The organism is Siphonobacter curvatus, from assembly GCF_002943425.1.
Classification (GTDB): domain Bacteria; phylum Bacteroidota; class Bacteroidia; order Cytophagales; family Spirosomataceae; genus Siphonobacter; species Siphonobacter curvatus.
Map to the genome: position 1 here is coordinate 98,806 of NZ_PTRA01000003.1, position 23,705 is coordinate 122,510.

At 49.2% G+C, this 23,705-nt stretch carries 18 protein-coding genes; 4 read left to right on the top strand and 14 right to left on the bottom strand.

The window, feature by feature from the left end; genetic code table 11:
* Window positions 1-903 (bottom strand): HEAT repeat domain-containing protein, encoded by a 903-nt coding sequence (locus C5O19_RS17460; RefSeq protein WP_104714689.1) that lies wholly within the window; start codon window positions 901-903, stop codon window positions 1-3.
* 21 nt (window positions 904-924) lie between these two features.
* On the bottom strand, window positions 925-1,434 hold the full coding sequence (locus C5O19_RS17465; RefSeq protein ID WP_094811711.1) for an RNA polymerase sigma factor: 510 nt from the start codon (window positions 1,432-1,434) through the stop codon (window positions 925-927).
* Between the two features lie 131 nt (window positions 1,435-1,565).
* Here C5O19_RS17465 and gldG point away from each other — a divergent pair, with 131 nt between their 5' ends.
* Complete coding sequence (gene gldG / locus C5O19_RS17470) at window positions 1,566-3,230, top strand: gliding motility-associated ABC transporter substrate-binding protein GldG (protein ID WP_104714690.1); 1,665 nt, start codon at window positions 1,566-1,568, stop codon at window positions 3,228-3,230.
* Window positions 3,231-3,645: 415 nt separating this feature from the next.
* On the opposite strand, the gene gpmI is transcribed toward gldG, so the two are convergent.
* The 7 genes from gpmI to C5O19_RS17505 form a co-directional block, all read right to left on the bottom strand.
* On the bottom strand, window positions 3,646-5,172 hold the full coding sequence (gpmI, locus tag C5O19_RS17475) for a 2,3-bisphosphoglycerate-independent phosphoglycerate mutase (RefSeq protein ID WP_104714691.1): 1,527 nt from the start codon (window positions 5,170-5,172) through the stop codon (window positions 3,646-3,648).
* 109 nt (window positions 5,173-5,281) lie between these two features.
* On the bottom strand, window positions 5,282-5,800 hold the full coding sequence (locus C5O19_RS17480) for a low molecular weight protein-tyrosine-phosphatase (protein WP_104714692.1): 519 nt from the start codon (window positions 5,798-5,800) through the stop codon (window positions 5,282-5,284).
* A 384-nt stretch (window positions 5,801-6,184) separates the two neighbouring features.
* The gene (locus C5O19_RS17485) at window positions 6,185-6,481 is read right to left on the bottom strand and encodes an FtsB family cell division protein (RefSeq protein WP_104714693.1); all 297 of its coding nucleotides are present in this window, start codon (window positions 6,479-6,481) and stop codon (window positions 6,185-6,187) included.
* A 99-nt stretch (window positions 6,482-6,580) separates the two neighbouring features.
* A complete protein-coding gene (gene eno / locus C5O19_RS17490; protein WP_094810647.1) occupies window positions 6,581-7,861 on the bottom strand; it encodes a phosphopyruvate hydratase in 1,281 nt (426 codons plus the stop codon).
* Window positions 7,862-8,034: 173 nt separating this feature from the next.
* Window positions 8,035-8,706, bottom strand: a complete 672-nt coding sequence (udk, locus tag C5O19_RS17495) for a uridine kinase (RefSeq protein WP_104714694.1) — start codon at window positions 8,704-8,706, stop codon at window positions 8,035-8,037.
* Window positions 8,707-8,770: 64 nt separating this feature from the next.
* Complete coding sequence (locus C5O19_RS17500) at window positions 8,771-10,075, bottom strand: D-alanyl-D-alanine carboxypeptidase/D-alanyl-D-alanine-endopeptidase (RefSeq protein WP_133163385.1); 1,305 nt, start codon at window positions 10,073-10,075, stop codon at window positions 8,771-8,773.
* A 116-nt stretch (window positions 10,076-10,191) separates the two neighbouring features.
* Window positions 10,192-12,804, bottom strand: coding sequence for a T9SS type A sorting domain-containing protein (locus tag C5O19_RS17505; protein ID WP_104714696.1), 2,613 nt, complete (start codon window positions 12,802-12,804; stop codon window positions 10,192-10,194).
* A gap of 192 nt (window positions 12,805-12,996) precedes the next feature.
* Here C5O19_RS17505 and C5O19_RS17510 point away from each other — a divergent pair, with 192 nt between their 5' ends.
* Complete coding sequence (locus tag C5O19_RS17510) at window positions 12,997-14,901, top strand: RecQ family ATP-dependent DNA helicase (protein WP_104714697.1); 1,905 nt, start codon at window positions 12,997-12,999, stop codon at window positions 14,899-14,901.
* 54 nt (window positions 14,902-14,955) lie between these two features.
* Here C5O19_RS17510 and C5O19_RS17515 read toward each other — a convergent pair whose 3' ends face one another.
* Window positions 14,956-15,513: an OmpW family outer membrane protein gene (locus C5O19_RS17515; RefSeq protein WP_104714698.1), complete on the bottom strand. Its 558-nt coding sequence runs from the start codon at window positions 15,511-15,513 to the stop codon at window positions 14,956-14,958.
* A gap of 382 nt (window positions 15,514-15,895) precedes the next feature.
* Between C5O19_RS17515 and C5O19_RS17520 the strand changes: the two genes are divergently transcribed.
* Window positions 15,896-18,721 (top strand): outer membrane beta-barrel protein, encoded by a 2,826-nt coding sequence (locus C5O19_RS17520; RefSeq protein ID WP_104714699.1) that lies wholly within the window; start codon window positions 15,896-15,898, stop codon window positions 18,719-18,721.
* A 25-nt stretch (window positions 18,722-18,746) separates the two neighbouring features.
* Window positions 18,747-19,508: a GLPGLI family protein gene (locus tag C5O19_RS17525; RefSeq protein ID WP_104714700.1), complete on the top strand. Its 762-nt coding sequence runs from the start codon at window positions 18,747-18,749 to the stop codon at window positions 19,506-19,508.
* A 162-nt stretch (window positions 19,509-19,670) separates the two neighbouring features.
* Here C5O19_RS17525 and C5O19_RS17530 read toward each other — a convergent pair whose 3' ends face one another.
* From C5O19_RS17530 to C5O19_RS17545, 4 genes are all read right to left on the bottom strand, one after another.
* On the bottom strand, window positions 19,671-20,762 hold the full coding sequence (locus tag C5O19_RS17530; protein ID WP_104714701.1) for a ferredoxin--NADP reductase: 1,092 nt from the start codon (window positions 20,760-20,762) through the stop codon (window positions 19,671-19,673).
* A 171-nt stretch (window positions 20,763-20,933) separates the two neighbouring features.
* Window positions 20,934-21,143, bottom strand: a complete 210-nt coding sequence (locus tag C5O19_RS17535) for a hypothetical protein (protein WP_104714702.1) — start codon at window positions 21,141-21,143, stop codon at window positions 20,934-20,936.
* Window positions 21,144-21,316: 173 nt separating this feature from the next.
* A complete protein-coding gene (locus C5O19_RS17540; protein ID WP_104714703.1) occupies window positions 21,317-22,198 on the bottom strand; it encodes a dienelactone hydrolase family protein in 882 nt (293 codons plus the stop codon).
* A gap of 177 nt (window positions 22,199-22,375) precedes the next feature.
* A complete protein-coding gene (locus tag C5O19_RS17545) occupies window positions 22,376-23,686 on the bottom strand; it encodes a metallophosphoesterase (protein WP_104714913.1) in 1,311 nt (436 codons plus the stop codon).
* Window positions 23,687-23,705: the final 19 nt, after the last annotated feature.

Genomic DNA, 23,705 nt, shown 5'->3' on the forward strand with positions numbered 1-23,705 from the left:
TTAAATGGTTAATAGTTGAATGCTTTGCTGTGCTTTTTGGCGAATGAGGGGATCGACCGTTTCGTCTTCGGTCAGGTGTTTGAGCTGCGGCAGTGCTTCTTGAATGCGTAAGCCCACCAGCGTTTCTATGACGCTTAGTTGCTCAGGGACTTCGGAAGCGGTTTCCAGCCGGGCCAGAAAGGCTTCCCGAACTTTAGGATTTTGTCCATACGCCCGTAAGGTTTCAATGGCGGCGAGTCGTACGTTGATATTCTCATCCTGCCGAAGGGTTCGTACCAGACTGCGTAGTACTTCCGGTTTTAACTCGGGTAGATGACTGGCGTACTGTAAGCCCTTCAGCCGCTCGGCCGCTGATTCTTTCCGTAATAAGCCCAGCACGACCAGTTCCTGGGTAACCTTCAGCTCCTTGCGAAGCGTAGCTACTTCCTGCTGAACCTTCGTTAGCGATGTCTCTTTTGTTTCCGCGGCCTTCGGCGTTTCTACCTGGGCAACCTCTTCTGAAGGGGGCATTGCCAACGGTTGCATGACCTTTTTTTCGACGGTAAGCGTCCGTACGGTAGGTGTAACCGTCAGGCGGCCCAGCCAGAACATGAGTCCGAAAGCGGCCAGTACGGCGGCATAAGGCCAGTAAGAGCGTCGGCGGGGTAAGGCCTTGAGGGGTTGTTGGCGAGCTTTTTCAATGGCTTGATTTTCTTTTTCCCGATCCAGTAAAGCATAGAAAGACGTATCCATTCCCGCATCCGGTTCGACTTCCTGTTGTTGAACATTGGACCAGATTTTCTGCAATCCGTCGGCTTCCTGCTTGAGGGGCAGGTCGGCGTCGAGTTGTTGCTCAAAGGCCAACCGTTCGGATTCCGACAGGCGTCCCAGCAAATAATCAATAATCACCGTATCTTTTTCCACGAGCGTATGCGTTGGTTGACTTTATTCATTCAACTGGAAATACAATTCACGTAACTTCTGTAAGCCCCGAAAGGCCCGTACTTTCACATTCGCCACCGACAGTCCGAGTACCTGCCCAATTTCCTCGTAACTCATGTTCTGAAACCGACTGAGTAAGAGTACATCCCGGTACGAATCGGGCAGTTGGCCCAGGGCCTGGTGTAATTGCTGATGGCGATCTTCGGGCTCCTCTTCCGTATCCAGTAATTCCGGAATTTCATTGGTTTGCAGCCGTACTGTTTTCAGGTGATCGTGAAATACATTGCGGGCTACTTCGTACACCCAGGTCCGGAACACGGCCTCTTCCCGAAAGGTATGCCGATACCGCAACACCCGCAGGAATACCTGCTGGGTAAGGTCGCGGGCTACGTCCCGGGACGGTTGTCGATAGAGGAAGAAATTGAGCAGCGACTTTTTGTAGCGTTCGTACAAAATGGCCGCTTTGTCCAAATCACCTCCTTTGACAGCTAGCATGGCCTGTTCGTCGGTCATGGAGTAGGCTAAGGTTCAGAATTCGGGAAAGGATACGCCAGGGTGGGGGAAAGGTTACAATCTAAGGAAAGAAAATTTTTTATCGGGCGGGGCGTTAGTTCTAAAGCCGTAAAAAGCGTGATTTTTGCACTATGAAATCCAAGTACCTGCGTCCCCTGCTTTTAATCATTGGAATGGTGGCCCTGAATGTCCTGGCCAGTTTTTTCTACGTTCGTCTGGATTTGACGGAAGATCAACGGTATAGCCTTTCGGATGCGACTAAAAACCTGCTCGATCAGCTGGACGAGGAAGTGTACGTGAAGGTGTATCTAGATGGTGACCTAAATCCGGGCTTTCGTCACCTGCGGGAATCCGTACGTGAAACGCTGGAGGAATTTAAGGCTCAGTCGGGCGGACACCTGGAGTATCGATTCATCGACCCCTCGGCGGAAACGAATGGCGAGAAACGCAATGCATTTTACGAAAGTCTGACTGAAAAGGGGCTGATTCCGACGAATGTGGTCGAAGGCGGCCAGGACAGCCGTACCCAGAAACTCGTCTGGCCGGGAGCGTTGCTGACGTACCAGAACAAGGAAACGGCGGTTCAACTACTGAAAGGCAACATTTCTAAATCCGCTCAGGAAAACCTGAATCTCTCGGCGGAAAATATCGAGTACACGTTGGCGACGGCTCTGCGGGAGCTTACCCAAAAGGAAAAGAAAAAGATCGGACTGCTTTCGACGTTTTCGAAGAAACTCAATCCCGTACGCATTTCGGATTTGATTGTGGCTTTGCAGAAGCATTACGAAATCTATCAGGTCAACCTGCAAACGTCTCCGAATCTGGGTGGACTCGATGCCGTATTGGTTGTGAAGCCCGATCAGGAATTTTCGGAAGATGATCAGCTCAAACTCGATCAGTTTATTGTGCATGGAGGAAAAGCCATGTTCCTCATTGATCAGGTACAAACGGATTCCGTAGGCCGGGAAGGGGTCTATGCTCAGCCCACGAATCTGAAGCTGGACGAACTGTTGTTCCGGTACGGATTACGGGCTAATCCGGTTGTAGTGAAAGATTTACTGTCCGCCGAAATTCCACTGAATATTGGAACGATGGGCGATAAAGCCAACATTCAGCTCATGCCCTGGCGGTTTTATCCGTTACTGAATTCCTTCGGAAAATCGCCGATCACCCGAAATCTGGATGCGATATACGGACGCTACGTGGGGTCACTCGATACGGTCGGGGCGGAAGGCATTCGGAAAACGCCCTTGCTATTTACTTCTGCGTACACCCAAAGTCTGCACGCTCCGGCGGTGATTCCCTATAATGAGGCCGGCCGTAAACCCGATCCGACGCAGTACAACGGTGGACCGAAAGCGGTGGCGTATTTGTTGGAAGGGAAGTTCTCGTCGCTGTTCCGGAATCGCTTGTTACCCGACGACCCGCGAGCCAAGGGCTTTGCCCTGCAGGATCAGCCTTCAAAAATTGTGGTCGTTGCCGATGGAGATATGGCTCTCAATGACTTTGATCCAAAGCGGGAAGTACCCTTACCGCTGGGTTTCGACCGCTTCAGTCCGGATCGGCACGTGTACGCCAACAAGGACTTTATCCTGAATGCGATGGATTACATGCTTGATGATAACGGCGTTATTACCGCCCGTACCAAGGAGTTTAAACTTCGCCCCCTCGACAAAATACAGGTAGACGAAAACCGGACGGCTTGGCAGGTACTCAATTTGCTCGGTCCGCTGGTACTGATTGCTCTGTTGGGGGCAGGCTGGTACTTCTGGCGGCGGAAGGAATATGCGGTGTAGGGGAGTTTTGGCTTTAGAGTTTTGAGCGGCCGCCGCTGTGGTTTCCAGTTGTGATGGGCACAATCCGATAAAGTGAGCGGGGCGGGTTGTCCGTAGCATTTACTACGGATGCAGAAGTTGGTGTGCCTACCGGGCGGGACGCACCCATACCCCGCATTGCATACGGGGCTAAGCACATTGAACCCTTTCGGGGTTGATAAGCTGGATGAAGGAAGCGTCTCTTTTAGGTTTGTAATTCGAAAGCGATCTGAACGGGATTTGTAATCCCGTGCCTTGCCCGTGCAAACCAGCCGGATTTCTGATACCAAGCGTGAACAGCAAAGTTTTACTTCGCGATAGTTAACAGTAGAGGCATAAAAAAACGTCTGAACTTTACGTCCGGACGTTTTTTTATTTAAATAACGAAAACGAATGCCTACACCAACACGTCTCCCGTCATGATTTCGGGTTTTTCGATGCCCATTAGGGAAAGAATGGTTGGGGCGATGTCGCCGAGTTTTCCGTCTTTGATCGTTTTGTGATCATCGTCGAGTAAGATGCAGGGAACCAGGTTCAGGCTGTGCTGCGTATTGGGGCTACCGTCGTCGTTGATCATGTAATCCGCGTTGCCGTGGTCGGCCAGGACGATAACCGAATACCCACTGTTGCGGGCGGCGGTAACAACGGCGTTCAGCGACACATCTACTGATTCGCAGGCAGCAACTACGGCTTCAAAGCTACCCGTGTGGCCTACCATGTCCGGGTTGGCAAAGTTCAGACATACGAAATCCGCTTCTCCTTTTTCCAGTTCAGGAACTAAGGCATTCCGAACGTCGTAGACGGACATTTCGGGTTTCAGATCATATGTAGCTACTTTGGGCGACGGGCACAGAATCCGATTTTCTCCTTCGAAAGGTTCGTTACGACCTCCGGAGAAGAAGAAAGTGACGTGCGGATACTTCTCCGTTTCAGCAATCCGGATTTGTTTCTTGCCCGCTTTCGAGATGATTTCACCCAGTGTAGCGGGCAGGTTGGAATCGTCAAAAATCACATGAACACCCGTAAACGACTTATTATAGTTGGTCAGCGTCAGATACCGGATGTCGAGGGTATGCATACCGTATTCCGGGAAATTTTCCTGCGTTAAAGCTTTCGTGATTTCCTGCGGACGGTCGGTGCGGTAATTGAAACACAGAACGACGTCGCCCTCCTGAATAGTCGCAATCGGCTGACCATTTTCCGTCAATAAGATCGGCTTGATGAACTCATCCGTTACGCCTTCTGCGTAGGACTGGAGCATCGTTGGAATCAGCTGATCAGCGGGCGTTAGTTGGCCTACGCCTTTCACCATCACGTCATAGGCCAGCTTGATGCGTTCCCAACGATTGTCCCGGTCCATGGCGTAATACCGGCCCGTAACACTAGCAATTTTCCCAACGGAAGTCGGCAAAAAATGCTGTAGATCTGTTAAGTAGCCTACACCAGACTTAGGATCAGTATCCCGGCCATCGGTAAAGGCGTGGATGAATACGTCCTGCAAACCATTGTCTTTGGCAACGTTGCAAAGGGCTTTGAGGTGATTGATATGGGCGTGTACACCGCCATCGGAAACCAGTCCAATCAGGTGTACCGGTTTCTGGTTCGCCTTGGCGTATTCCAGAGCCTCTACCAATACGGGTTCGTGGCGAAGGGTATCCTGCTCGATGGCATCATTCAGCCGTACTAGACTTTGCTTAACGGTACGACCCGCTCCGAGGTTCATGTGACCTACTTCAGAGTTGCCAAACTGACCCACGGGCAAACCTACCGCCGGGCCGAAGGTGACGAGCGTAGAATGCGGATAATTCGCAAATAAGGAATCGTAGAAAGGCGTTTGAGCGGCAATGATCGCCGAACGGTCTTCTTCACCTTGTTTGGCAATGCCCCATCCGTCGAGGATGACTAAGAGAACTTTTTTGCTCACGATATTTAGGGGATGAGAATGGACCTATCAATGGAATTCGGAGCAAAGGTAATTTGAAGGAATCAGAATCGGGACAGAAGTTTATGAAAAGCGGCGGATAAAAGCCGCTCTAATCCTGGCGAGCCGTTAAGCCATGCTGCTCAACAATCCAGTCCAGTAGCTTCTTTGTACTGCGTTCGGCAATCTGGTATACTTCTTCAAAGGCTTCATCCGCCTCGTAATACGGATCGGGCAGGGAAGGAATGGTCATGCTGGACGAATCCACCAGTGGATCAAATTTCCGTAGGAGGAATACCTGCTCGTGACGGGGATACGCTCCGCTGAATTTGTAGGACATGGTTTGAATGTTATCAAAATTCGAATCATCCATGCCAATGATGTAATCAAAATCCACGAAATCGGACTTGCGAAGCTGCTTGGCCCGGTGATCGAGCTGCAGCCCATGCGACTCCGCATTGCGGCGGGTACGGTGATCGGGACGATTACCAATTTCGTAAGTACTCGTTGCCGCAGAATCGCAGTAAATCTGGTCGGATAGCCCGCGTTCTTCCACCGCTTTCTTGAACAAAGCTTCCGCCAGCGGCGAGCGGCAAATATTTCCTAGGCAAACAAAAAGAACGTTAATCATTGTATTGTTTTCAATGGGCAGTTTTCAATGCTGAAAAGAGATCAATTAGTATTTCCTGACTAGAAGGTGTTAATCTAAGGAGTATTATCCATAATGCTACTAAACCGGTAAGGCTCAGATCGTCTGGTAGACTCTTCGCTGTTTCAGATTTGTAATCTGGAACTTAGCAGCTATGCATTCGCAATACATGGGAGCTTTACGAATCGCTTTCGGATTGGCTAACCAGGCAGTTAAAGACTACTTAATGGTGGGTACAAGTTTGGAAATGTACACTAGTCGCCCTTCTGTAATCAAACCTCAGCCAATACTGCAGCCGACTCACGGAAACCTAACAAGTGTCAAACCTTAAACCTAATCTCAAACCTACCTAGAAACCTCAAACCCTCACTCCACCGGATTCCCCTGCTCATCCACCAGTACAAACACCTCTTCGTTTTCCTTTTTCATGTGGTACTTTTCCCGGGCAAACGTTTCCAGCGATGTGGGCGATTCGTTGATGGCTTTCCGCTCGTCGTGTACCCGGACGATTTCCTTTTCCATGAATTTCTTCTGCTCTTTTAACGCCACCAATTCACGACTCATTTCCCACTGTTTGAAGGGGCTGTAGTCGCTAATACAAATCATCACGAACCAGACGATTCCGGCCAGGATACGAAATTGAGAGGGCTTGAAACGAGACATAGTCGAGAGGGGATTACACCTTTGTAACAAAAAAATGGGCTATGGGTTTAAGTTCTCCGAAAAGAACCCAAGCCCATAGCCCAAAAGACTGCCAGCGAATTAGAACGCTTTCAAGCCGGGGAAGTACGCTGAATCGCCCAGTTCTTCTTCGATCCGGATCAATTGGTTGTATTTCGCCATACGGTCGGAACGAGAAGCAGAACCCGTTTTGATTTGACCCGTGTTCAGAGCAACGGCCAGATCAGAAATGGTAGCATCTTCGGTCTCGCCCGAACGGTGCGACATGATGTTGTTGTAGCTGTTACGCTTGCCGAGGTTTACGGTATCGATCGTTTCGGTAAGTGAACCAATTTGGTTTACTTTCACCAGTACAGCGTTGGCTACACCTTTTTCGATACCCATTTCCAGACGCTTCACGTTGGTTACGAACAAGTCGTCACCCACCAGCTGCGTTTTTGAACCGATGCTGTCGGTAAGAGCTTTCCAGCCATCCCAATCGTCTTCGGCCATACCGTCTTCGATGGAGATGATGGGGTATTTGTTGACCCATTCCGTCCAGTAAGAAACCAGTTCAGAAGACGTCAATTCGTCTTTCGTTGATTTCTTGAAGATATATTTACCCGTTTCTGCGTTGTAGAGTTCAGATACGGCAGCATCCATGGCGATGAATACGTCTTCGCCCGGACGGTAACCAGCTTTTTCAATCGCCTGTAATACCGTTTCCAGCGCTTCTACGTTCGACTGAATGTTCGGAGCAAAACCACCTTCGTCACCTACGTTGGTTGAGTACCCTTTTGATTTCAGTACACCTTTCAGGGCGTGGAATACTTCCGTTCCCATACGGAGGGATTGCGAGAACGTTTCTGCTTTAGCCGGAACAACCATAAACTCCTGGAAGTCGATCGCGTTATCAGCGTGAGCACCACCGTTGATGATGTTCATCATCGGTACGGGCAGCGTGTTGGCGTTAACACCACCGATGTAACGGAACAGGGGCAGACCCGCTTCCTGAGCCGCCGCCTTAGCGATTGCCAGCGACACGCCTAAAATGGCGTTAGCTCCGAGTTTGCTTTTGTTGGGCGTACCGTCCAACTCGATCATGATTTTGTCGATCATGTTCTGCTCGAATACAGAAATACCAAGAATTTCAGGGTAGATCAGTTCATTGACGTTTTCAACGGCTTTCAACACGCCTTTACCTAAGTATACAGACTTGTCGTCGTCGCGAAGTTCAACCGCCTCGTGAACGCCCGTAGAAGCTCCGGAAGGTACAGCAGCCCGACCCAGGAAGCCATTTTCGGTGCGAACGTCTACTTCAACGGTTGGGTTGCCACGCGAATCCAGAATCTGGCGAGCGTGTACGTACTGAATCGTACTCATAGAAGAGAAAAGTTTATGGTGATTTCCTGTCGTGAAAAGAGATGAAAGAGGGAAGGCAAGTGACCTTCGCGAACCACGTCCGCTTTCTTTGATCCCGCAAAATGCCCTGCAAAGTAACGCATTTTGCCAGTGGTCTGAAAGTCCTGAAAAATCAATTTTCCGGAGAAGCCTTTTTACCGAGCCTGTTCAGGGTCAATTGTACCCAGATTTGAGCTTCCTGACGTAGTAATCAGCATTCTTAGATAATGGACCAGCAAGTCCAACCCTTTTTCGAAGTGTTCGTTATTGGGAATGACAATATCCGCCTGAGCCCGGAAGGGTTTGATGTATTTCTGATAGGTCGGTTTGACGTGGTGCTCCCAGCGGTATAATACATCGTTGATGTCGTAGCCTCGCTCTTCGGCATCACGACGAATCCGGCGGTTTAGCTTCACCTTGTTTTTAGCATCGATGAAGACTTTCAGATCCAGCATGTTCGCGATTTCTTCGAAGTAAAATACGAAAATACCTTCCACGACAATGATGGGCGAAGGTTGGAACGTCAGCATGGCCGGAACAATCTCCGGGTTGTTGAACGTGTACTCCAGTTTTTCCACCAGTTTCCCTTCCCGCAGGTCGTGAATGTGCTGAGCGTACTGCTGAAAATCAATGGACTCGGGAAGATCAAAGTTATGGACACCGTGCCGGTCCAGCGGAATTTCGTGCCGGGGCCGGTAGTAGTTATCCTGTGAAATTAATGTGATTTGTTCCTGGGGAAAAGCCGCTAAAAGGCTTTTCAAAAACAACGTTTTACCCGACGCACTACCACCCGTAATGCCAACAATGAAAGGTTTTTGGGACTGCATGTATTGTGGATTTCCGCGACAAAAGTACGCAAGAAATACGGATAATAGACACGCAACCCTTGCTTCAATACTGCTCGTGAATGGCCGTGAGTACGCGTTCAACTTCCTTACGTACCTCACTCGTGGGTCGGTTGAAGTTATTATTCATAAAACTGACCAGCAACGTTTTACCCGTTTTGGTCAGCAAATAGCCACTCAGGTTATAGCAGGTAGATAGCGAACCCGTCTTCCCAAACAGGTACGGTTTCCGATCGGCGGAGCGGTAACTATTCCTGAGTGTACCGCTTTGTCCACCCACGGCCAGTAGCGGAAAAAGCCGCTCGCGGGGCACTTCGGCGAGTAGTTTTTCCAGTAACGCCACGATACTGCGGGGCGTGAAGAGATTATACCGGGAAAGACCCGAACCGTCTACCCAGTGTGGAGCATCGGGCAGATCCCTTAGGTGGTTGTTGAGCATGTAATCAATCGCTGTACCGGGATCGAAAGGCTGTTCGAGTTTGGCACAAACGAGTAGGAGAATCTGCTCGGCCAGGAAATTATCCGATGGCTGAAGCATGCGTTTAAAAAGCGTATCACTCGCTACCGAACGCAGGGGCTGGTATACCTTCGACGTAAAAGCCGGTAAAGGAGTAATGGGTTTTTGCAGCGTATCACTGAGTAACTGCAGCGTTACTTCCGTCGAAGTCCGGAAAGGTACGTCCTGCTCATACCGCAGGGGAATCGGTGCCTTCGTACCGTAAAAGAGGTTTTCGGTTTCCGCCCTGCGAACCTGAAAATCCCGATGCAACGTATCCAGTGTATACCGGAATTGGCTGGGATTAGCCTGTACTGTTTGGTCCGATTTTCGGGTAAACCGGACGACATTGCCGTATAGGGGAAGGCTGGTTCGTTCGGCTTGGTAATAGTCGTTGTAATCATCCCAGGCCCAGCCGGGTCCGTAGGGTTTAAGGAGCGGGTTGCCGGGCCAGAAGTACAGCTTTTCCGAACGGGATTGCAGAAAATCCACCACCTTGGTACTCGGCAGATTGGGATTGAGCAGCGAAGGATCCCCCGTACCCCAGAAGATTAGTGAATCCTGCTGAACGACGTATCGCAGGGCTTCGATGGAATCGCCCAGCATTTTCATTCCCGCATAAAAAGTAAAAAGCTTAGTGTTGGATGCGGGTACAAAATAGCGTTCGGCATTGTGCTGGTAGACCACCTTGCGGGTATCCGCGTCCAGAATCATCAGTCCGGCGTGGTGATGCTGAAACGCGTTCGACTGCCAGAGCGTATCCAGCGAAGTAAGCGAGGACCGCTGACGACTTACGCGGCAGGAAGACTGCCCAAGCAGGACTAGGCAAAGGAGGCAATACCAGAGAAATTTCATGGGAGAAAGGGTAATTCGTGCCTTAAAGGTACGCGTCACCAGGTTAAAGAAGAGCGTTAGAAGCACAAAAAAGCCGGGTGAGATAAGGCACCCGGCTTTTGGTAACGTATTGGTTTTTATTTGGCAATCACGACCCGTCGGGTAATGACTTCGGCGTCCGTCTGGAAGCGAATCAGGTACGTACCCGCGGGCAGATTTGTCAGCGACAAGCGTTCCCGCAAGGAACCTGGATTGGCGATGGTTTTCTGATAAAGCGATTGGCCAAACAGGTTCGTGACTGAAAGACCTAAAGATTGGGTGACTGAAGGAAAGTCCGCTTCCACCAAAAATTCACCCGTATTACTAGGGTTTGGAGATACCGCTATCATGGCCCGTTGCAGCGTAGGCTCTACCGAAGTAACGACCGGTTTTGCCCGTTGAATATACAAATTATCGATGCTCCAGCCCCAGCCGTGCGAAAGCTGATCGGCGAATAAGCGGAAACGGACCAGTACCTGCTGACCCGGACTGAAATAACCCGAACCCAGCATGTTTACTTCCCGGCGTTTGTACAGCCCTGCCGTACCGGCGTAGGTAGAGTTTTCGGCTCCGTTCGCCCGAACTAGCTGCGAATTATAGGCCGTCAGCCATTCGTTGTTGGCCCGGGCATCCCAGCCGTCATCGAAAGGAACCCAGGTTTTTCCCCCGTCCCTTGAGCCTTCCACCACCACATAATCATAGAAGTCAGAACTACCGAAAATGGAACCTGCAGCTCCTGGTTCGACCAGACAGATTTCATCGAACCGAATAAAGGGGTCCTGATCCGAAAGCCGAATGGGTTTCAGTAAAGTGTAGACGTAGTTTGCTTCGTACCCCTGACTGGCAGGGCCATCAACGTAGGGGTGATCGGAATGAATAGCTGCGTCGAGGAAACCCGTCGGCGTAGTAATCTGGAAACCATTCCCCGAAAAATCATTCGCTGCGGTCGTGGCATTAAAATCATTGACGTACTCCGCAACCGCAGTACCTACGCCCGCTACGTTGACGGTGAAGTACCCCGTGGCGGGTAGTGTACCCTGGTTACGGGCTTTGGAACGGTCACGAGCTACAATACGGTATTCAATCTTATCGCCGCCCTTAATCCGTCCCGATGGAAACGTTAGTACGCCAACTGCGTAGATGTTGTTGCTGCGAATCCCATTGGTGACGTAATAGCCTAAGCGAGGCATGGGCACTGAAGCCTGAGCTACGCCATTGATCCGGTACTCAATGTAAGTCGTATCAATACCGAAATCAAAGTCATCAAAAACATCGGCATCCAGAATCAGCGAATCTGCCGTGGATAAAATCGTTGATTGCGGAACGTGTGTAATGGTGGGTGGCGTATTGTCGGTACCGATACGGAAGGTCCAGAAAGCCCGACTGGGAGCTTCGGCGGGGCTAGTGAAAACGCGGTTAGAGTTATCCTCGGCCGTAATCCAGTAACGGATGATCCGGGGCGTATTCGACGCCGCCAGCGTATAGGTATACTCCGAACCCGACTGGGTCATGTTAACAGTCGTGGCATTCGCCCGGGTCGTATCATTGATCGTGTAGGAAAGTCGTACGTTCCCTTTCAATGTGGTATCACTAACGACCGTTGCCCGGAACGTAATGGGTCGTCCGAGTAGATCTTCTGAATCCCGAAGCCGTTCGTGCAGAATAGAGGTAGATTTCCAACCCATATCCGTAAAGATGTTCATGACGATGGGGCCCGGATTCTGGTTGACTTCTCCCCGGGCCAGCGAGGGCGTCATCAGGGCATTGGCCGTCCCCGTACGGTAGGTCGTTTCGTCGAGGTGCGAAATACTGGACCCGACGCTGTAAGTAGTGGGAGCGTATAGTTTCGGTTTTGTACCGCCATTGCGTTGCGTGGCAAGGGGGCCGTTGAAGAACAGGTTATTGCTGGTCAGTTGTCGGTACAGCTCGTTGGAAGGGTTGCTAAATAGCGTTTGATCGATGAGCTGCTGATTATTGGCATTCACTACAAAGTGGTCGAACGCTTCGGGATAGCCATAATTCGAATCATTGCCCCATACGCCGATTGGGTTTTCAGCGTAGAAAGAACTCGTAAAGCCTAAGCCGTGACCCAGCTCATGCGTGACGACGGTGACCAGATCCTGACGACCCCGTGAACCGTTGGCCGCCCCATCCGTACCCAGATACCAGTTTACCTGACTGTTACTATTAAATTGACAGTAAATATCGGGTTGATCGCCGTTGAGATTCTGACGGGCTAGTTTCTCGGCCAGTGCAATCGGATACGCAGTATTGGCTTTCAAGGCTCCCTGCACACCCGCTACGTACGCGTACGGACGGGCCCCACCTAGCACGATGGATCCGTTGGCAGTACCGCCCAGGTTAGTCCAGATGGCTCGCACGCGAATGGGAACGGGGGAGACAATCAGGGAAGACCAGATATCGACGGCGTATTGAAAAGCCGTGCGGGCACTATCCGAAAAACCTTCGTATTCCACAATGATCTGGGCTGTCGTGGCGGTGGTACGTCCACCACGTCGCCGCAGGAATTCCGGTGGAGGACCAATACGACTATCGGTCTGCCCTGTTGAATAACAAACGGTTCCTTTCGCGGGTAAAAAGATCAGGTCAGAGGAAGCGTTCGTACGAATTTTCTTGGCTTGTGGCAACGTTCTCTGACCCCAGGCCAGTCCACTAACCAAGCAAAAACATAAGAGTAAAATTTTTTTCATAGCACGAGTAAGGTAATCTTTCTAACGATACAAATTCTATCTGTGAATTGTTTTTACAACCCTTGCGTAAGAACCCAGAAAGGATTCTCTTTCAATTACGCGATTTTATAGTCAAACGCGGCACAAGCTCGTGTTATTTTTGGACAAAATTTAAGGAGCCTGGAAAACCGGAAAAAGAGGTAGCTTTTGACCATGACGATTGACGAACTATTAAAGCAAGTATGGGGATACGATGTCTTCCGACCCATGCAACGGGAAATTATTGAATCAGTGCTGGCTGGGCATGATGTACTGGCCCTGTTGCCCACGGGAGGAGGAAAATCCGTCTGCTTTCAGGTGCCGGCCCTGGCTCAGCCGGGCTTGTGCCTTGTCATTTCGCCTTTGATTGCTTTAATGAAGGATCAGGTGGAAAACCTGCGAAAACGCGGTATACACGCCGAAGCCGTGTACTCGGGCATGAGCTACCGACAAATTGATCATACGCTGGATGCCTGTATTTACGGTGATGTGAAATTTCTGTACGTATCACCCGAGCGTTTACGAACCGAGCTGTTTCGGGTACGGGCCAAGCAAATGAAAATCAACCTGATTGCAGTGGATGAAGCCCACTGCGTGTCGGCCTGGGGTTACGATTTTCGACCACCGTACCTGCAAATCGCTGAGTTCCGGGAGCTTTTCCCCAAGCTGCCTTTGCTGGCTCTGACGGCTACGGCTACACGAGAAGTCAAAGCCGACATCGTGCAAAAACTGGCCATGCGGAACGAGCGGATTTTTCAGCAAAGCTTTGCCCGGCCTAATCTTTCCTATTCGATTATTACGACGGAAGATAAGGAAGTACGCTTACAGAAAATCCTTACCAATGTCCCCGGTACCTCCGTGGTGTACGCCCGGAGCCGCCGCCGTACGCAGGCCATTGCCAACGAACTCAGCCGCCGGGGTATTCCGGCGACGTTTTATCACGCGGGCTTAAGTGCCTCGGACCGAGCCATGCGGCAGGAAGCCTGGCTTAAGGGGCGTATACGGGTGATGGTGGCGACGAATGCCTTTGGGATGGGGATCGATAAACCCGACGTGCGGACGGTCATTCACCTGGATTTGCCGGATACCCTCGAAGCCTATTTTCAGGAGGCCGGACGCGGCGGTCGGGATGGGGAAAAAGCCTACGCCGTAGCTCTGGTAGCTCCGGGGGATGGAAAAGAGTTGGTTAAACAGGTAGAGCAGCAGTATCCCGAACTGGATTTTGTCCGCCGGGTTTACCAATGTCTGGCGAATTATTTCCGGCTGGCCATTGGAGCGGGTGAGGGGAGTAGTTACGATTTTGATCTGAATGACTTTCAATCGACGTTTGGACTGGCTACGACTGAGACCTACTACGCCCTAAAAATTCTGGAAAGTGAAGGGTTCATTCAGATGAGTGAATCGTATCACAATCCGTCCAAACTGCATTTTACGGTCAACAGCCGCGAATTATACGAATTTCAGGTACGCAACGAACGCTTTGATGGCTTTACGAAACTGCTGTTACGGCTGTACGGAGGGGCCTTATTTACAGAATACCTGATTATTTCAGAATCGGCCATTGCTAAAGCTTTTCTGGTATCCGAAGCCGAGGTACGGACGCTGTTGTACCGGCTGGAAGAACTAAATGTGATCGAATACGATCCGCAAAAAACCAAACCGCAACTAACCTTCATTACGGCCCGTTACGATGCCGCTGGCCTACCGCTTTCGGTACGGGCCATTGCGGCCCGCCGGGACCGCGACTTGAGCAAAGTACAGGCCATGATTGCGTACGTGGGCAATACGACCCGTTGCCGAACGCAGCTATTACTCGAATATTTTGACGAGTCTACCGATTACGAGTGCGGGATTTGTGATACCTGCGTGGCTCGAAAAAAAGCCCGTCAAACGGCGGGCTCGATGACGCAGGAAAAGCAACGAATCGTAGATGCATTAGCGAGTGGACCCATTACCATTCAGCAATTAGTGGCTCGTTTAGCTCCGAAGAATGAAAACGCTTTTCTATTGCTCGTTCGGGAGTTAGTGAGTGAAGAAGTAATGGCGTATGATGCGTTGGGGAATTTGTATTTACGATAGGTTTGAAGCAACAAAGGTAAGCTTAATAGAAGCCTACCTTTGTTGTTTAAGTCATTATTTGAAATTTAACGTATATACAACTCCTAAATTAAGTTGAATATATCTTTCCGTTTTATCCGCACCTTGATCTACGTACTCCTTTTTGTTAAACATAAAATTGTATTCTCCTTCAGCAAATAAAGCAAGGTTATCTACAATAGGTACTTGTAAACCAATCTTAGGAGCAACTCCAAAAACTGATTCAGATTCTTTACTGCCAAGAGCAGAAACACTCTGTACATATATACCCGTTTTAACGCCTGCATAGGGACGAATTCCTTCTTCGGTAAAAAAGTATTCAGCCATTGCTGTAATAGGTAAAATAGAAGTTTTTACATCTACACCTGCAAAATCTACTTTTTGACTCAGAAGATTTACGCCTACTCCTGCGGCAAATTGAGGTGTAATAAAGTAACGTGCTTGAAGACCACCACCCCATGTATTTTTATCACCTTCTACCTTGGGTGTAGAAATAGCATATGCTCCATGGGCACCAATTTGAATCTGAGCTTGTGAGTTTTGTATGCTGAAGGCAAATAGAAAAATAGTAATAAAAGCAGAAAAGATTCTCATTTTATGAAAGGTTAAAAATATTTAAAGGCCGTAAAGAAAGTGCAGGAGAAGTCTAAAAGCAATCATTTTTTTAAGTGAGATAAATTACTTGGATAGAATATGTTATTTCGACCTAGTCAATCCGCTAGGATAGTGTATATAGTCATTTATGAATTTTTTAATATGTATTGTTTTTGTATAAAATTAGAATAGCGGAATTTTTTAAATATTTTCTACAAAAACAATGCAACCCTTTGGGTGTGATTTACATCTTTTAGGGGTATACCATTAAGCAACGATATTTTCCGTTTAACACATTTTAACTAATGTATTCGTTGTTAAACTAAAAATCTCGTTCATCTTTAGACCTCTGATTGCAAGCCTCCCTATCTAAACCTTCTCTATGCGTCACTTTCTATTGAGTGCCTGTCTGCTCGTATTGGCTTTTTGTACCCATGCCCAAACGCGGGTGGTGGTGAAAGGTCGTATGGTTGATACGACCAACGCTGCTTTACCCTTTACAACGGTTATGTTACTGACGCCCAAGGATTCGGCTCTGGTGAGCTACGCCCGGGCAGATGAAAAAGGAGCATTCGAATTCAAGAATGTGAGGCGGGGAACGTACTTGCTCAAGACTTCTTACACCGGTTATTTACCTTTTCAGAAAGAGTTTACACCCGGCGAAGCAGCCGTTACGGATTTGGGTGAGCTAACCATGAAGCCCATTTCCAAAGAACTCTTTGAAGTAGTCGTGAAAACGGCAAAGGCTCCTTTGAACATTCGTGGCGATACCATCGAATACAACGCCAGCTCCTTTAAAGTACCACCCGGATCTACGGTGGAGGACCTGCTTCGGCGATTACCCGGTTTCCAGATTGAACAGGATGGAAGTATCCGGGCTCAGGGACAGGAGGTGAAACGCGTAACCGTCGATGGGAAGAACTTTTTTGGTGGCGACCCTAAAACCGCCACCAAGAACCTGGGAGCCGAGACTATTGATAAAATCCAGGTATACAATAGTAAATCTGAGCAGTCGAAAGCGACGGGTATTGACGACGGTAAGAAAGAGAAAACCGTCAACCTGGCTTTAAAAGAAGAGTATAAAAGAGGAGGGTTTGGAAAGATCAAAGCAGGAGTGGGTACGGACGAACGCATAGATGTTCGGGGGAACTACAACAAATTCGACGATAAGCAGCAGTTTGCTGTCGTTGGGTTCGGCAACAATATCAACCAGTCGGGTATGAGCTGGGATGACCGTCAGGATTTCTACGGTAGTTCAGCCTACCGTTGGGATGAAACGGATTTTGGCTTCGGAGGAGGTTTGACGGGCAATGACGGCGGCAACGATGGGATCATAATTCAGGGCGGCAACGTCATCATTATGAATGGTGGGGGCGGCGACCGGGGTTTCAACAATTCATACGCCGGGGGGCTGAACTACAATTACGAAACCAAGAAGAAGAAATTCAGCTCCAACTACTATTATAACCAGCGTCGGAACTGGATCGATCAGATTTCCAAACGGCAGAGCATTCTGGCGGATAATGAATTCGAGACCAATACGACGTCTAATGAATACACGAAAAACGACAACCACCGCGTGCAATTACGGTACGAGGATAATCTCGATTCGCTCAATACGCTGATTCTGATTGCGAACGGTACCATCAATAACCAGACGTATACCCAGGGTAAACAGGAAGAAAACCTGCGGTCAGGGGGGCGTTTGACGAGTCAGACCACGCAGGATAACCGCAATACCAGCCAGACGATCAATTTCTCCGGTTCGGCCCTGTACCGGCATAAATTCAAGCAAAAAGGCAGAAGTTTTGCCGCCAGTGCTACCTTCAATCTGAACAATGGCGATGCGGACGGACAGCAAAAATCGGACAACGAATTCTTCGTGCCTGCTGAAACAGGGGCTTTGCCGCCCCGCCAGCTCAACCTGCTAACGGACAATACCAGCCGTCAGAATCAGATCAGGACCAGCTTGTTCTACGCACAGCCCGTGACCAAACGCATTGCCTGGGAAAGCTTTTACAACTTCGGAGTACGGCAGGATAAGGTAGATCGCAATGTGTACGACCTAGAGGAAGGTAATCGGCGAAACGATACGCTGAGCCGCTATTATACCAACCAGATCATGCACAATCGACTCGGTACCGGTTTTCGCTACAACTACAAAGGCCTCAACATCGGAGCTGGACTGGCGGGTATTCACATGAACATCTCGGGACGATTTGCAACGGATCAGAACGCGAGTCAGTTCATGAATGTCGATCGATCCTACACGGTAGTTGTACCCGGCGTTAATATGAACATCGATCTGAAAAACAACCGCTACCTGTATATGGATTACTCCGGTAGCGTGCAGCAGCCTTCGGTTCGTGATCTGCAACCCATCATTGATTATTCCAACCCGCTCTACATTACGCAGGGAAATCCGGACCTGAAACCTACGGTCAGTCATAACGCGTACGCCGGTTTTCAGTACTTCAATCCTTCGTCCTTTACGCGATTCTTCGGAAACATCAATTACTCGTACAACGTCAATCAGGTCGTCTATAGCCAAACCATCGACTCTTTACTGATTACGCGGACGCAGCCTATTAACCTGACGGGTGGACAGAATTACGGGACGTATTTAAACTTTGGTTTTCCACTGAAGAAAAACAAGGCTAACATTGGGGTGAATTCTAATATCAACTTTGGTCGCAGCTATACGCTTATTAACGACGTTCAGAACCGTACCAATAATAACCGCTACAACTGGGGATTGAACCTGGAGCTGACCCCGAGCGAAAACTTCACGTTCTACGGAAATGCAAACTGGTCATATAGCTTGGTGAAATACTCGATCAACACGGGACAAAATCAAAATATCTGGAATTCCAGCTATAGCGGGCAGATGAACGTGAAAGGCCCCTGGGAGCTGTACTTCAATGCGACTTTCAATTACAACATTTACAAAAACGACCGCTTCGGACTCGATCAAAATATCCCGATTCTGAACATGGCCGTGTATAAGTTGTTGGGTAAAAACAAAAAATCAGAGGTTCGCCTGTCGGCCTACGATGTCTTCCGCCGCAACCTCGGAATCAATCAGGGAGCCTCGGGTAACTTCTTTACGCAGACGCAGGTACAAACCATTACCCGGTATTTTATGCTCAGTTATACGTACAACATGCGGGGCATCAAAGCCAATCTGCGTCGGAATGGTGGGTTCTAAGTCAAGCACTGTATTCAACGAATCAATGAAAAAGAAAGTCATACAAACCCTGATCCTACTCGTAACGGTACTTCCCCTGGTACAGGCTCAGGACATGGAAGGAATAGTGAATTACGAACGGAAAACGTACTGGACCAAGCTCATCGCCAAACTGCCTTTTTTGAGTCAGGAAGAAAAGGATCGGGCAAAGATGATGTGGGGGAACGACGACGAAGAGAAAACGAAACTAAAACTGGTCTTTACACCCGCTCAGAGTGTGTATACCTACGAAGGCGAACAGGGCGAAACCGATGATGGTCGCTGGTCGTGGCGGCAGGACGACTACCTGGTCCAACGGGATTTTGACAAGGAGACTATTACGGAATGGCATGAAATGGGTGGCAAAACCTATGTGATTCAGGATTCACTCAAAATTCCCAAATGGAAAATACTCAATCAGCTGAAAGACGTTGCGGGCCACGTATGCATGAAAGCAGAGATGGAAGATCCCGCTAACCAGCAGAAAATCGTAGCCTGGTTTGCCGATGATTTGCCGGTATCAGCGGGCCCTGAACGTTTGTTTGGACTGCCGGGAGTCATTCTGGAACTAGATTATAATGATGGAGTCACGGTGGTAACGGCTACAAAAATTGACCTGAAGAAAGTAGAGCCGAAGCAACTAGCGTTACCGAAAATGAAAGGAAAGAAGATCAATCTGGCCGAACGTGATCGGATTATCAAAGAGCACATTAAAGATAGTATCAAGGCTCAACGCAATCCGTATTGGGGAATTAAGCCTTGGAATTAGGAGAGTTGACTGTTTTTGAATTTACCGTTTTCAATAGATAAGTAATAACCAGGCGTTCACATAAAAAGCCAGCCAGAATACATCTGGCTGGCTTTTTAGTAATATGGAGATACTAGAGCAAAGGCTAGCAATTCACTGCAAACCCAAGACTGAAAACTTGATTTATTCAATCTCCACTACAACCCCTTCCGTGAGCGGGTGGGCTACGCAGGTGAGTACGAAACCGGCGTCGATTTCCTGCGGGGAAAGGCCATCTTCTTCGTCCATGAGTACCTTGCCCGATTTGCAACGACCCATACAGGCCGTACACATCCCGGCCTGGCAGGAGTAGGGTAGATCAATGTCCATTTCCAGTCCTGCTTCCAGAATCGTCTGGTGAGGCTTCACCTCCACTTTGTATTCAGCCCCTTCGTAGATAATGGTCACGCTACGGGTTTTGAGTTTACTATCGTCTTCCTCTTCCACGACTTCCCCGTGTGTATCTTTCGAGGGAGCAAAGCTTTCCTTGTGAACCTGATCTTTAGAGACTCCCAAAATAGATAAGGCATTCTGCACCTCTTCCATCATTCCATCGGGTCCGCAGATATAGTATTCCGCCGAACGGGCGTTGACGCCGAATTCGTCCAATAAACGGATGGCGGCCTGTTGATTAATCCGACCCGTACGTTCGTCCCAGCTTTGAGGCTGGCTCAGTACGTGCACTACTTCCAGTCGATTGCCGTACTGGTCCTGTAACTGCGAAAGCTGATCGCGGAAGATGATCCCCGTTTCCGTGCGACTGCCGTAGAAAAGCGTGACTTTAGACTGAGGCTCACCGGGCAGGGCCGTTTTGATCATCGACATCAGCGGCGTTACGCCACTACCGGCTCCGAAAAAGACCAGATGGCGACCTTTGTTGGATTTGAAAAAGCTCAAACCACCCGTTTTCTGGGCTTGCGGCTCGTACACAAAATGGCCCATCGGCTCCATGACTTCGATGACATCACCCACTTTTACCTGATCGTTGAGGTAATTGGAGACCAGACCATTGGGCAGGCGTTTGACCGTAACCGCGATGGAAGCATCTTTAGTAGGCGAGCTGGACATGGAGTACGCCCGACGTAATTTTTTGCCTTCGACGGTGACGATCAATGTCAGAAACTGACCGGCTTTATACGGAATAGTGGCGTGGGGTGGGTGCCAGAAGTGAATCGTAACGGTATCCTCCGTTTCACGAACGACCTCCTTTACCGTTAAATGAAAATATTTGCTCATTGGGAATAATTAACCGTTGACAGTCAACACGACTAAGGACGTTGACCATGTATGAAAATCAGAGAAGGCATCGGAATGAGTCTCTGCTGAAAAACGAAAAGCAAAGGTACAGTCGATCATGAAAAAACCTGTCCTTGTGAGACAGGTTAACCCTAGAAAGTACGTTTGCAATTATTTATAACTGGGACAGCCGCAGCCTTTGTCTTTTTTCCGGAACAAACCCCACATGAAACCTTTCTTTTTGCGATACGAACGTCGCTTACGAGCGTGGGCCTGTTCGGTTTGTACCGTGGTGCCCGAGGAAGGGCTTGAAGAGGAAGCGGAGGCGTACTCAGGCAACACCATGGCTCCAATCAGTAACGTGAATATCAGCTTTTTCATCGGATCATGTAGTTTACAGGATAGTAACGCAAAGTACGGACGGTTTAGTTTTCAGTTAGCAGTTTTCTATTTTCAGAAGTCAGCCTCACGTTGAGCTTATCACTTCGTGGGCCGTCGTGCCTGGGTATCTTCGGGTCAAAAATACTGAACACTGAAAACAGCAAACCGAAAGCTTACAGCAGTTTCTTCTTCAGATATTCCGACGAATGCTGAAAGGCATCTTTCGTAGCGGCTTCGTCGTAGATTGGGTTACTGGGATTGGCGAAGGCGTGGTCGGCATCGTACATCTTTACCTCAATTTTTTTACCGGCCATTTTCATGTTTTTCTCAAACTGTTCCACTACGGTCGGAGGAATGCCTTTGTCTTTCTTGCCAAAGAAACCAATCACGTCCGTTTTTAGCGTTTTCAGTTTATCAATATCCTGTTCCGGACGGCCGTAGTACATCACGCAACCCACCGCCTGCGAACCTTCCAGCAGGGCGGACTTCAGGGAAAGCATGCCACCAAAGCACCAGCCAATCGACGCAAATTCAGCTTTGGGTCCACCGTAGTTAATGCCCGCTTTCATGATCGATTCCAAACGCTCGGGTTTCGCCTGACTCATGTATTTTCCGGCGTCTTCGCGGGTGGTAGCTACATTGCCGTCGTACATATCCAGAGCCAGTACGTTTACCTTGCCGTCGAGCTCATTGTAGTACTTTTCAGCTTCCTGCTTTACGTAATCGTTCAGGCCCCACCATTCCTGATAGACCAGCAAGTATTTGTTCGAGGGGTTTTTAGCCTTGATGAAAAAGCCGTTTGCCGCTTTTCCGTCGGGAGCATCCATCTTGATCATTTCGCCACCGGCCTTACTAACGAAGGTGAAAGGCAGGGGTTCTACGTGCATGGCTTGAAACTCTTTGGTAGAGGCCATCAACTGCATGGGATCGGGAGCCAGACCTTTGGCCTGATCCTTCGTTTCGTGACAGGCTGCGGTAGCTTCTTCACAGCAGCTTTGACCGTAAGTCAGCGTTCCGCTGATAAGCAAACTAAGAGCAAGGAGTATTTTTTTCATAACATTCGGGATTTGAATCGGGTGAACACGGTAGTTAAGGTAAAAACAAGCCTGCGAAAAAGATGTTTCAACCGATAAAAAGTTAAAGCCACGCAGAAAATTTTCTACGTGGCTTTTTGAGATCCTGTTAAGGAGGAATGGAAGATTCAAAGAACGAACAACGAGGAACTCCGTTTTCTATCCTTTCTTCAATTCAAAAATCGTAATCTCCGGGGGCATCCCTACGCGTCCGGGGTAGCCAATATAGCCATAGCCCCGATTTACGTATAATTTCTGATCGCCTTGTTCGTAGAGACCCGCCCACTGTTTGTAGCGGTACTGAACCGGGCTCCAGCGGAAGTACTTGGTTTCGACACCAAACTGCATTCCGTGCGTATGGCCGGCAAACTGTACATCAATATCCGGGAACAGCGGACGAACCTGGGCATCCCAGTGACTCGGATCGTGAGAGAGCAGTAATTTCACCGGAGCTTCTTCCGTTCCGGCGGCCGCCTTTTTCAGATTTCCGTATTGAGCAAAGCCGCCTGTACCCCAGTTCTGAATCCCGATGATGGCCAGTTTTTCACCACCCATTTCCAGGAAACGGTGTTCATCGAGTAACAGATCGTATCCCATTTCGCGGTGTACCCGTTCGAGATCCAGTAGGTTCTGCCGTTTTTCCTGGGCACTGTTCCAGGCTGCGTAGTCACCGTAATCGTGGTTACCCAGGGTTGAGAAAACGCCCAGCGGAGCTTTCACTTTATCGAATACATCTTTATAGTCTTTTACCTCGATAGCCCGGTCGTTCACTAAATCACCGGTAAAAAAGACCATATCGGGTTTTTCGCGAAGTAGCATTTCAATACCGCCTTTCACCGCCGTTTTATTAAAGAAGCTACCCGAGTGGATATCCGAAATCTGGGCGATCCGTAAGCCATCAAATTGCTTGGGCAGATTTTTCAGTACCAGCGGTACGCGGCGAATGCGGTAATCATGGGCTCCTGATACAATGCCATACGTAAAAGCGATGGCGGGAACCGCGGAAGCGACCAGAGCGGATTTTGCCAGAAACTCTGAACGTGAAATAGTATCCGGATTGCGTAGTTGGGCCGTCGGAGCAGGTGCGGCAGCATCCGGGGCATTCGCAACAATGGGCGTATCGACCGTAGACGAAGAGTTAAAATGGGAAATGACCCAGCGGAAGGCCCGACTGAGATCGTCAAGCAACAGAAAGGGTACCATGAAGATCTTACCCAGGTAACCAATCAAAATATAACTAAACAGAAACCCTCGTAGAATTTTAAACCGTCCCCAGAAATCGCTGCCCAGCGTAGCGGAGAGAGCAAACATGAGTAAGGCAACCACAGGGAAACTCCAGTACAGCAGTCGGGCAAAGCGTTGCCAGCCCGGTGAAGCCTGCTGGGTAGCGGCCTTCACCGCCTGGAAACCGTACCAGTCTACCACCAGGAGGACGGCAAGGGTTATGATCAAAGTGAGACTTCTATTCATGAGGGAAGCGTTAAAACCA